Origin of the sequence: Pseudoalteromonas sp. Z1A8 (genome assembly GCF_011378855.1) — a bacterium.
Lineage (GTDB): Bacteria > Pseudomonadota > Gammaproteobacteria > Enterobacterales > Alteromonadaceae > Pseudoalteromonas.
In genome coordinates this window covers 1-11,629 of record NZ_WTLB01000077.1, presented here as the reverse complement: position 1 = coordinate 11,629, position 11,629 = coordinate 1, and the positions used below count along the sequence as shown (strand labels likewise).

The following is an 11,629-nucleotide window of genomic DNA, read 5'->3' as shown; positions in this document are numbered from 1 at the left end:
CGCAAAGGCAAGCTCACTGACTTCGATGTGATAAATGATAGCTAATCATTTATCAATGAGAGATACAAGGCGCAAAGCTTGCTCACGCGAGAAGCGCAGCTTCTAATTACTTTGTATATAGGAGTAGGAGTTAATGCATGTGTGGCTTAATAATTTTGTAAAAACTGCGTTTTTAAACGCCTGCAAGCAGCGCGTCTACAGGTTAAATTAAATCACAGCGTTAAGTTTTCGCAGTAGGCGCAGAGCTTGCTCGCGCGCGAAGCGCAGCTTCTAATTACTTAACCTAAAACCATCCTAAAAACTGCGTTTTTAAACGCCTGCAAGCAGCGCGTCTACCAGCTAAATTTTCACACTCCCACGCAATGCTTTGTTTTGCCCGTGTTTGGTTTTTTTATCCATACGTTTGCGCTGTGAATTACGGCTAGGCTTGGTGGCGCGGCGCGCTTTATTGACAACCGTGGCACTAAGAATTAAATCTTTTAAACGTTTAAGGGCGTCTTCGCGGTTTAGCTCTTGCGTGCGATGGCTTTGGGCTTTTATTATTAAAACACCTTCTTTGGTGATTCTTGAATCATTTAAGGCTAGCAAACGCTCTTTATAAAAATCAGGTAATTTAGAGCGGTTAATATCAAAGCGTAAATGAATAGCACTGGCTACTTTGTTAACATTTTGACCACCGGCACCTTGCGAACGAATAGCCGTAAGCTCTAGTTCCCATTCATCGATAGTGACAGTATTTGAAATTGTTAACATTGTGTTCAGCTCTATTTGTCAAAAATGCATTATATCATCTGTACATTGACTTGTGGTGAATCAACTAAAATCTTAGAACTTAAGTAAATTCTCATAACTTGTACTATAAAATCAGCTAATACTCCTTTTTGTGTTGGCAAGCGCCGTTAATTAGTTTTTAATTGGCGCAACTTTAATACTAGGAAATGCCCAATGAAAAAAATACTTTTATCACTTAGCTTATTAGCAATGAGTTTCTCAAGCCTCGCAGAAGATATTAACGAAGGCCAACTTCAAAGCTACATGAAAGCACTGCCTGCTGTAACTAGCTGGGCAAGCAGCCAAGAGTCGTTAAAAGACTTAGACCTAGCAAGTATGCTAGGCGGCTCTGCCGATCAAAATGTTGGTGAGCAAAGCTCATTAGCTAATAGCGCACTAAGCATGATTAAAGAGCAAGACCTGTACAAAAGCTTCGCGGGTGTTACAGGCCGCTACGGCTTTACACCAGAGCAGCTAGTAACTGTAGGTTCTGAAGTATCAATGGCTTATATCGAAAATCTTAAATCGGGCCTTTCTGCTGATAACCAAGAAACCGCTAATAAAGTAATGGGTGGTTTTCAAAGTATGAAGAGTGCTAAAGATAAAGGCGCTAGCTCGTTAATGGGTTCGTTTGGTAAATCGTCAAGCGCAGCTGCGGAGTCTACGGATTCTTTAGTAAGCGAAAGCAACCTTGAACTTGTGAGCGAATACATGCCACAACTACAAAAGCTTTTTGCACTTCTATAAGTTTTATTGTTTTATAAAAAAGGTGGCTGTTGCCACCTTTTTTAATGCCTAAAATTTAAACACCTTACGACATTTTACGAATTGTACTTAACGGCGCTATACGTAAAACCCAATGTAAAAAAGACCACGGCCACGTTGGCACAAAGCTGTTGGCTTTTTCTTTATTGATGGCTTTTACTAATGCTTTACAGCCTGTTTCGGTATCGACAATAAAAGGCACTGTTTTTACTTTTTCGTTTATTTCACTTCTAATAAAACCAGGATGTACACAACTTACCTTTATTGGTGTATTCATTACATCGATACGTATGCCTTCGCTTAATGAGGTAATAGCAGCTTTAGTGGCAGCATAAACTGTCATTGCTCGTCTAAAACCACGCACAGCACTAATTGACGAAATAGTGACTAAATGGCCATAATTTTGCGCTCTAAAAATTTCCATTGCGGCTTCGGCCTGTGCAAGTGCTGCTATAAAGTTAGTTTCGGCGGTTTGCTTATTGGCATTAAAATAGCCGGTACCAATAGAGGCGCCTTTACCCATGCCCGCATTTATAATAACTCGGTCAAGGCCGTTAAGATCTTCTTTAAAGGCTTTAAATACACTAAACACTTGCTCGTGGTTGTTAACGTCGAGTACTTTTATGCTAATGGTTATATTAGGATTTACTTGCTCAAGTTCTGCCTTTAGCTGCTCTAATAATTCAAAGCGGCGAGCGCATAAAGCAAGGTTACAACCTTGTTTAGCAAACTCTTTTGCCATTCCTTTGCCTAAGCCTGAACTTGCACCTGTTATAAGTATATTTTTGCGCATTGTATTTGCTCCTTAGGTATAGGTAATTAGTTTTTGTTGTGGATATTGCTCTAAAAAGTGATGTTCGTTTAAGCTGCTTATGCTCAGCTTACGATTTTCACCTTTGCCGCGCGCGACCACTTTAGTAACACCTGCATTTACTAGGCTCCAATTAATATCGATAAAACGATCAAGCTTTAGCCCCATTAAATGGCTGGTAATAATGCTAATAGGTCCGCCTGAAGTATAAATAATCACTTTTTTGCCATCATGCTGCTTGGCTATTGTTTCAAGCACGCCGAGTACACGGGCACTAAAGGCATTAAAGCTTTCGTTATAGAGAGTGCTGTCGGGATTAAGCACCCATTGCTCTATGGCGCTAATAAATACGTTTTTAAAATACTCCATTGGGTCGGCTTGCTTGCTAAGTACCGCACGTAGTTGGCTTGGGGTTGCAATATTTGGGTTATAAACCGCTAAAATATGCTCGTGATCGTACTCATTTAAGCGCGCATCATTTACTACAATAGGTGCATCGTTAAGGGCAGCTAAACTCAGCTCAGCAGTTTGATTATGGCGTAGCATTGTGCCTGCAATAATGGCATCGGGCGTTAGCTGTTTTTGCGCTAAATATTCGCCAAGTAAGCTCGCTTGCTGCTGCCCTTTTACCGATAGCTTGTCGTAATCATCAGCCGAAAAGCTGGCCTGCCCGTGGCGTACTAAATATAAAATGCACATTAGGCTTTTCCTTGATTTTTAATCGCTTTATTACAACGCCATAAAAGGTAATGTACAAATACCCAAAAGTTTTTAAACGCAGGGTTTTTAGTTTGTCCGTGGTGATAACGATAATAAATTTGCTGCACTATACCGGCGAGTCTAAATAAGCCATACACTTCGTAAAAGGTAAAATCGTCTACCGTTATATCCATTTTTTTACAGTAATAAGCGACAACTTCTTTACGGGTAAGCATGCCTTTTAAATGAGTTGGTTGGCGCCGTGTAGCTTGTGCTAAAAAGTCATCTCCGGGTTCTACCCAATAAGCAAGTGTATTGCCTAAATCCATTAATGGGTCGCCAAGCGTTGCAAGCTCCCAATCTAAAATGCCCAGTACTTTTGTGTAGTCGTTGGCATCGAGTACGACGTTATCAAACCTAAAATCGTTATGGGTTATACAAATGCGTTCATGGCTTGGCATGTTGTTTTCAAGCCATTTAATGACCTTTTTACCACTGGGTACATTCCATGTTTTAGCTTTAGTAAAGCGCTCGCTCCACCCACTAATTTGGCGCTGCGTGTAACCCTCTCCTTTACCTAAGTGACTTAAATTAGCGTGTTTGTAATCTACTTTATGTAGCTCAACTAGGCAGTCGAGTACGTTTTCGCAAAGCTGCTTTGTTCGCTCGGGCGTTACAGTTAAGTCGCGCGGTAAGTTTTTACGCGGGATAATGCCCGTGAGTTTTTCCATAACGTAAAAATCGGTGCCGAGTATGCTTTCATCGTCGCAAAATGCTTCCATGCGAGGCACATAACTGTAAACCGGTTTTAGCGCGTGTTGTAGTTTGTATTCGCGGCCCATATCGTGCGCACCTTTGGCTTTAGTGCCTTTGGGCGCGCGGCGTAGAATAAGTGATTGCACTGGGTAGTCTAGGCAATAAGTCCAGTTTGACGCGCCACCTGCATATTGGGTAACACTTGGCTCGCCAGTTAAATGTGTAATGTGCTGTTTAAGCCAGGCATCTACTTTTTGTGTGTCGAGCTCTTCGCCTTGGCGCATGCTTTTGGCTTGATCTAATAATTGTGTGTTCATCGTTTGCCTTTATTATTTTGATTTTAAACGTTGCATAGAGCGTGTTTTTTTCAGCATGCTTTTAATGTACCACTCAACGGGAAGAAGCTTTTTCATTAAAAAGGCTTGTTTACCTAATTTATGGGTCAAAATTAAAAACGGGCGCTTAAGCGATTGCTTGTAAATAATATCAGCAACTTGCTCTGCGGTAATTGGCGAGCGCTCAAACGCGCGGTTTAGCATTGTTTGCATAGCTGGTTCGCTGGTGCGCATTGATTCATCAAGATTAGTTTTAAAAAAGCTGGGGCACACTACACTTACATCTATATTGTCGTAGGCAAGTTCGAGCTTTAAGGTTTCACTAAAACTGACAACCGCTGCTTTTACCGCATTGTAGCTACTCATAAAGGGAATAGGAGTAAGCCCTGCTTGTGAGGCAATATTAATAAAGTAGCCTTTGCCTTGTTGTTTAAATACCGGATAAAACGTTTTGCACACCCGCACCATTGAGAGCAAATTAATATCCATAATCCACTGCCATTGCTCAAGTGACTCTCCTTCAAGCGAGCCGCCAGTAGCAACGCCTGCATTGTTTACAACTATATCAACCCCTTGCCACTTGGTTTGAATGATATCGCAAAGGCTTTCTATATCAGTTTGTTTAGTTATATCGCAGGCATAAAAAAAAGCATCGGCTTTTAATGCTTGCAGCTCGGCAATTGTGACGGCTGCGCGCTCGGCGTTTATATCGGCAATGCAAATTTGTAAATTGGCACCTAGGTTATTGGCGTAACTAAGTGCTAATGCTTTGCCAAGCCCTGTGGCTCCACCTGTTATTATTAGTCTTGTTTTCATGTGGTAGCCTTAGCGGTATTTGTTAAGTTCGAGGCGCGAAACCATGCCCATATGTACTTCGTCGGGGCCATCGGCAAGGCGTAAAATGCGTCCCATTGCATTAAACGATGCAATAGGAAAGTCGCTCGACACTCCTGCACCGCCAAATACTTGTATTGCCATATCTGACACCATTTGCAGCATATTGGGCACCACTACTTTTATACTCGATATTTCGGTCATTGCGTGTTTAACGCCTTGAGTATCTATTTTCCATGCCGCATGTAGGGTTAATAATCGCGCTTGATCTATCGCCATTCGCGCTTGCGCTACGCGCTCTAAATTGCCCCCTAATTTAAGTAGTGGTTTACCAAAGGCGCTGCGCGATAGTCCGCGCTTAATCATAAGTTCTAAGCAACGCTCTGCAGCACCAATTGCGCGCATGCAATGATGAATACGTCCTGGTCCTAAACGCCCTTGAGCAATGGCAAAGCCCTTACCTAAACCTAAAATAAGATTTTGCTTTGGCACGCGTACATTATTAAACTCCATTTCACCGTGACCGTACGGCGCATCAAAATCGCCACAAGCACTTAGCATGCGTTTAATATTTACTCCTGGTGTATTTAATGGCACTAACACCATTGAATGCTGACTGTGTTTATCGTTTTCAGGGTTAGAAAGCCCCATAAAAATAGCCACTTGCGCATTAGGATGACCAAGGCCTGTGGTCCACCACTTTTTACCGTTTAAAATAAGCTCGTCGCCATCAACATCTATGGTAGCTTGCATATTGGTTGCATCTGAGGAGGCAACGTCGGGTTCGGTCATGGCAAATACAGAGCGTATTTCGCCATTTAATAATGGGGTTAGCCACTGTTGTTTTTGCTCATCGTTTGCAAAGTGATAAAGCACTTCCATGTTACCTGTGTCGGGGGCGTTGCAATTAAAAATCTCTGAGGCAAATAAACACTTCCCCATTTGCTCAGCAATAGGTGCGTATTCTAAACAGCTTAAACCTTGTGCTAAATGTTGGTCGGGTAAAAATAAGTTCCACAGGCCTGCTGCTTTTGCTTTGGCTTTTAATGGCTCAATGTGTTCACTTAGCTGCCATGTAGTCCAATCGCTTGAGTTATTTTTAGCATGGTTATGCTCAACAACGGCTTGCTCAATAGGCAATACGTGTTCATCCATAAAGGCTGTTACGCGCTTTAGATAGTCTTGGCTTTTTTGGCTTGGTTCAAAGTTCATGAGGTAACCTGTTTATTTTTATTTAACCCAGCATAAAACATTCGCCTCAATGAATTAAATGAATTATATTACCAATCAAGTGTGAATATAATTCATAGTATAAGCGGGTAATAATGATAGAAGCTAAACACATTCAGCAACTCGATTTAAATTTACTTAAAATTTTTGAGTGTTTGTACTTTGAAAAAAACATGAGCGAAACAGCCAAAGTGCTGTACATAACGCCTTCTGCAGTAAGCCATGCCATTAAACGCCTGCGCAGTGTATTGAACGATCCATTGTTTGAGCGCCAAGGGCCGTTAATGCTACCCACTCCTGCATGCCAGCGCATGGCACCTGCGCTAATAGATTTACTTGAAAAGTTACGACAAGTATTGCAAGCCTGTGGCGACTTTGACTTAACCACTACCGCACAAACGTTTAAAATAGCGCTGCACGATGCTATTGAGCCAATAGTGCTGCCTAAATTGCAGTTAATATTGGCAAAACATGCCCCAAAGGCAAACCTTGCGAGCGTTAAGTTAAACCGCGACGATATGCACAAGCAACTGGCTAATCATCAAATTGATATGGCGATAGATGTAGCAAGGCCAATAAAATCGCCCATTAGCCATGCTGTGCTATCGAGTGATCACTTTTGTGTATTAATGAAAAAAAATCATCCACTTAAAAACCAATTAAATATTAATAATTACTTAAGCGCCAAACATGTCGCGGTATCTAACAGAGCAACGGGGACAGTAATTGAAGATATTGCATTACTGCAATTGAGCTTAAACCGAGAAGTGGCGATACGCTGCCAAACCTATTTTGCAGCAAAAGAGGTTATAAAAAATTCGCCATTCTTACTTACCCTACCTTCAATGATAGCAAGTCAATTACTTGATGAAACATTAATAGCCCGCCCTGTACCTACCACTATGCCTGCTATTTACCAGCATTTATATTGGCACCAAAACACCGATAAAGACGATGCCTTAATGTGGTTACGCAGCCAAGTAGAGGGTATATTTAAGCGTTAGCCGAAGGGTTTATTTGTAGTTAAGTAATTAGAAGCTGCGCTTCTCGCGCGAGCAAGCTCTGCGCCTACGTGGAAAACTTAACGCTGTGGTTTAATTTAACCTGTAGACGCGCTGCTTGCAGGCGTTTAAAACGCAGTTTTTAGATTGTTAGGTTTAGTAATTAGAAGCTGCGCTTCTCGCGCGAGCAAGCTCTGCGCCTACGTGGCAAACTTAACGCCGTGGTTAAAATTTACTTGTAGACGCGCTGCTTGCAGGCGTTTAAAAACGCAGTTTTTAGGATGGTTTTAGGTTAAGTAATTAGAAGCTGTGCTTCTAGCGGAAGCTCTGCGCTTATCTCAAATAATTTATAACCAATATTAAATTTATAAAAAAGGGGAAGCAATTAATACTCCCCCTTTTATTATCACCGTGTAGATTATTTAAGATCGAATCTATCGGCATTCATTACTTTTACCCATGCATTTACAAAGTCATGTACAAAACGTTCTTTGTTGTCGTCTTGTGCATAAAACTCAGCTAATGCGCGTAATATAGAGTTTGAACCAAATACTAAATCAACGCGTGTTGCAGTCCATTTTGTAGTGCCACTTTGGCGGTCTACTATATTGTACAAGCCTTTTTGAGTTGGCTCCCAACGGTTTGACATGTCAGTTAAGTTTACAAAGAAATTATTGGTTAATGAGCCAACGTTATTTGTAAATACGCCATGTTCGCTACCTGCATAGTTAGTACCTAGTACGCGCATCCCACCAATAAGTACCGACATTTCTGGTGCACTTAATCCCATTAGTTGGCTGCGCTCTAGTAATAACTCTTCCGCTGATACTGCGTAATCTTTTTTCAGCCAGTTTCTAAAACCATCGTGAATGGGTTCTAGTACATCAAACGATTCTGCATCAGTCATTTCGTCTGTTGCATCTCCACGTCCTGGAGCAAACGGCACGTTTACATCAACACCGGCTTGTTTTGCAGCTTGCTCAACAGCAGCTGTACCACCTAAAACAATTAAGTCGGCGATGCTAACAGGTTTACTCAAGCCAACCTGCACTTTTTCAAGCGCACTAAGTACTGATGCTAAACGTTCTGGCTCATTACCTTGCCAATCTTTTTGCGGTGCTAAACGAATGCGTGCACCATTTGCGCCGCCACGTTTATCAGAACCACGATAAGTACGTGCGCTATCCCAAGCTGTATTTATTAAATCTGCGGCACTAACACCACTATTTAATAATGTCGTTTTTAAATTGCTAATTTCGGCGTCTGTTAATGTGTAATCAACGGCTGGAATCGGATCTTGCCAAATTAAGTCTTCGCTTGGTACGTCTGCACCTAAGTAACATGATTTAGGACCTAAATCGCGGTGAGTTAGTTTAAACCAGGCACGTGCAAACACGTCTGAAAAGTATTCAAAGTCGTTATTAAAACGCTCAATAATTTTACGGTACGTTGGGTCCACTTTCATCGCCATATCGGCATCAGTCATCATTGGCTTTAAACGAATTGATGAATCTTCTACATCGACAGGTTTGTCTTCTTCTTTAATATTAATAGGCTCCCACTGATGAGCGCCTGCTGGGCTTTTAGTGAGTTCCCATTCGTAGGTTAATAAAAGCTTACAGTATTCGTTGTCCCATTGTGTTGGGTGCGTAGTCCATGCGCCCTCTACGCCTGATGTAACTGTATCGCGGCCAATACCACGTGTTGTAGTGTTATTCCAACCAAGGCCTTGCTCGTGTACGTCAGCTGCTTCTGGCTCTGGGCCTAAGTTTTCTGCTTTGCCATTACCATGTGCTTTACCTACTGTGTGCCCGCCTACCGTTAATGCAGCTGTTTCTTCGTCATCCATTGCCATACGTGCGAAAGTTTCGCGAATTTGGGCCGCTGTTTTAAGCGGATCAGGAATACCATTTACACCTTCAGGGTTTACATAAATTAAACCCATTTGTACTGCGGCTAATGGATTTTCCATGGTGTCTGGTTTATCCACGCTACTGTAACGTTCGTCACTTGGCGCTAACCATTCTTTTTCGGCTCCCCAGTAGACGTCTTTTTCAGGATGCCAAATATCTTCTCGGCCGCCGGCAAAACCAAAGGTTTTTAAGCCCATTGATTCGTATGCCATGGTGCCTGCTAAAATAATTAAGTCGGCCCATGAAAGCTTGTTACCGTATTTTTTCTTTATTGGCCAAAGTAAACGGCGCGCTTTGTCGAGGTTACCGTTGTCTGGCCATGAATTTAGTGGCGCAAAACGTTGATTACCTGTACCACCGCCTCCTCGGCCATCGGCTAAACGGTAAGAGCCCGCTGAATGCCATGCTAAACGAATCATTAAACCGCCGTAGTGTCCCCAATCGGCTGGCCACCAATCCTGGCTGTCGGTCATGAGATTTTTAACGTCTGTTTTTAACGCTTCAAGGTCGATTGATTTGAATGCTTCGGCATAATTGAAGTCGCTGCTATATGGGTTTGATTTAGTGTCGTGCTGATGAAGGATGTCTAAGTTAAGTGAGTTTGGCCACCAATCTGTATTACTTTTTGAAGTAACAGTATTACTGCCATGCATTACAGGGCACTGGCCGGCTTTTGGGTTGCTCATTCTGGAATCCTTATAATAGAAAAGTAAAATACTTTATCAATCAATATTGTTGCTTATGTATTTATAACTTTTTAAAAAGTAACGGTTATTTTTATTTAATCAGCTTGCTTACGATTTAGTATGCCTGCCTAAATACTTATGTATCCTTAATATAGGCGCATAAATTATGCTACGCCAGCCTCAACGTACTATTTAAAACGATTGCTTCGATTTATATTTTTAATTGGTCTTTAGCTAATTATGTATTTAAAGATAGGTTTACAGTCACGTTTTAAATAATAGTAAAACTAAATTTGATGACGCTCGTATAAAGTATTGTGTAGGCTAAAAATGTAAAATAAAAAAGTTAACCTTAATCTTTTTACTAGACCTGTGATCGAATTGAAAAATTTCGGCGTAGTGGTATGTGAAGGGTTTGAAAGTGGCTTTAATTTATTTAAAGCGCACATTGGAATACCCCCCTTCACCATGAAATTGTAGTTATATAGTTATAATGATAAAGGTGCATTACTTAAGCCCAATGCACCTTTACTTTATAAACGAATACCCTGAGTATTATTATATTTTTAACTGATTGAATTGAGTTAAGTATTTGTTCAGAAAGATTCAGTTAGTATGAAGTTGTTCTCCTGTGAATCCCTACGACATATTGTTGTTTTAAGCAGTTTTAGCCAGCTCATTTTGAGCTGGTTTTTTTTTGCCTCTTTTTTGCTTTAACTAACTTTTGTGTAAACCTAGTGCCATTAAGCCCTGCATGTTAAAGTTATTGCAGTAATTAATTTAATTAGGCGTACCAATGCGTTATTACCTATCTACACTTTTTGTTTGTTTAACTTTTTTTTCGGGCATAGTAAATTCTGCTGAACAAAAACCTGCAGCTCCTACACCGCAACAAGAACAACAAGCCCTTGGACAACTTAAAGAGTCTATGTATAAACCGCTGATGGAGCGCTACATACTCGACGAGCTAAAAGCGGTAAGACAAGATCAACAAAAACTCCGTGAGGATGTAACTAAGCAGGTTACTCATGCGCAACTTGATACCGCCGATCGTGCATTAACGTACACAACAGACACTATCAACAATGTATTTTTTATAATTACCGCTACAGCATCTATTTTGGTTTTAGTGGGTTGGAACTCGCTACGCGATGTTAAAAACAAAGTAGAAGATATTGTAAATACGCGTGTAAGTGTAATAACTGACGAGTATGAAGACCGATTAAAAATTCTTGAAGAAAAACTACGCGTACGCTCTGAAGAAATACTCAGTAACCAAGAACGTATCTCGGTTACCAACGAGGTTCATTCGTTATGGATGCGTGCCAATTTAGAAAGTGATTTTGCTAATAAAATTGAAATATTTGATGAGATTTTAAAACGTAAACCAGAAGATGTTGAAGCCATTGCTTATAAAGCCGATGCGTTACTAGAAATAAACGAAACAGCACAAGCCATTGAGCTGTGTAATCAAGCCATTGATATAGACAGTGATTATGGTTATGCCTATTGGCAACGAGCATGTGCTTATGCGCTAACACATAAGCATGCTGATGCATTAGCCGATATTAAAATGGCTCTTGATTATTCGCCTAACTTACGTAACGAGCTATTACATGAGAGCGCATTTGCAAGCCTACATGACAACGACAGCTTTAATACAATAGTGGCTGGTGAAGTAGTTTAAGTATTAGAGTTTAGCCTGCCTGAGCAGGCCACAAATGTAATAAAAAAGGGCTTAAGCCGAATGGCACTGCATTAAGCGATAACCATATGAATATAAACATTAAAAACTTAAAAATACAGAAGAAGCAGTCAGAAAAAATTA

At 40.9% G+C, this 11,629-nt stretch carries 10 protein-coding genes; 3 read left to right on the top strand and 7 right to left on the bottom strand.

The annotated features are described in order from the left end of the window. Positions 1-339 precede the first annotated feature (339 nt). Positions 340-753, bottom strand: a complete 414-nt coding sequence (gene arfB / locus GQR55_RS18800) for an alternative ribosome rescue aminoacyl-tRNA hydrolase ArfB (protein WP_166421812.1) — start codon at positions 751-753, stop codon at positions 340-342. 192 nt (positions 754-945) lie between these two features. Between arfB and GQR55_RS18795 the strand changes: the two genes are divergently transcribed. Next, positions 946-1,518, top strand: a complete 573-nt coding sequence (locus tag GQR55_RS18795) for a short-chain dehydrogenase (RefSeq protein ID WP_166421811.1) — start codon at positions 946-948, stop codon at positions 1,516-1,518. Between the two features lie 64 nt (positions 1,519-1,582). On the opposite strand, the gene GQR55_RS18790 is transcribed toward GQR55_RS18795, so the two are convergent. Genes GQR55_RS18790 through GQR55_RS18770 form a run of 5 tightly spaced genes read right to left on the bottom strand, consistent with a single transcriptional unit; the run spans position 1,583 to position 6,183 of the window. Continuing rightward, positions 1,583-2,329: an SDR family oxidoreductase gene (locus GQR55_RS18790; protein WP_166421810.1), complete on the bottom strand. Its 747-nt coding sequence runs from the start codon at positions 2,327-2,329 to the stop codon at positions 1,583-1,585. 12 nt (positions 2,330-2,341) lie between these two features. Further along, positions 2,342-3,046 carry a histidine phosphatase family protein gene (locus GQR55_RS18785; protein WP_166421809.1) on the bottom strand — a complete coding sequence of 235 codons (705 nt, stop codon included), beginning with the start codon at positions 3,044-3,046 and terminating at the stop codon, positions 2,342-2,344. Then, positions 3,046-4,119: a phosphotransferase family protein gene (locus tag GQR55_RS18780; protein WP_166421808.1), complete on the bottom strand. Its 1,074-nt coding sequence runs from the start codon at positions 4,117-4,119 to the stop codon at positions 3,046-3,048. The genes GQR55_RS18785 and GQR55_RS18780 overlap by 1 nt, the downstream gene beginning before the upstream one ends. Before the next feature lie 12 nt (positions 4,120-4,131). Continuing rightward, positions 4,132-4,953 (bottom strand): SDR family oxidoreductase, encoded by an 822-nt coding sequence (locus GQR55_RS18775; protein ID WP_166421807.1) that lies wholly within the window; start codon positions 4,951-4,953, stop codon positions 4,132-4,134. Positions 4,954-4,962: 9 nt separating this feature from the next. Continuing rightward, positions 4,963-6,183, bottom strand: coding sequence for an acyl-CoA dehydrogenase family protein (locus GQR55_RS18770; RefSeq protein ID WP_166421806.1), 1,221 nt, complete (start codon positions 6,181-6,183; stop codon positions 4,963-4,965). A gap of 113 nt (positions 6,184-6,296) precedes the next feature. Between GQR55_RS18770 and GQR55_RS18765 the strand changes: the two genes are divergently transcribed. Continuing rightward, entirely contained in the window at positions 6,297-7,205 is a 909-nt protein-coding gene (locus GQR55_RS18765) for a LysR family transcriptional regulator (protein ID WP_166421805.1), read from the top strand. Between the two features lie 415 nt (positions 7,206-7,620). Here the strand turns inward: GQR55_RS18765 and katG are convergent, their stop codons facing one another. Then, positions 7,621-9,801, bottom strand: coding sequence for a catalase/peroxidase HPI (gene katG / locus GQR55_RS18760; protein WP_166421804.1), 2,181 nt, complete (start codon positions 9,799-9,801; stop codon positions 7,621-7,623). A 796-nt stretch (positions 9,802-10,597) separates the two neighbouring features. Between katG and GQR55_RS18755 the strand changes: the two genes are divergently transcribed. Continuing rightward, complete coding sequence (locus GQR55_RS18755) at positions 10,598-11,488, top strand: tetratricopeptide repeat protein (RefSeq protein WP_166421803.1); 891 nt, start codon at positions 10,598-10,600, stop codon at positions 11,486-11,488. Positions 11,489-11,629: the final 141 nt, after the last annotated feature.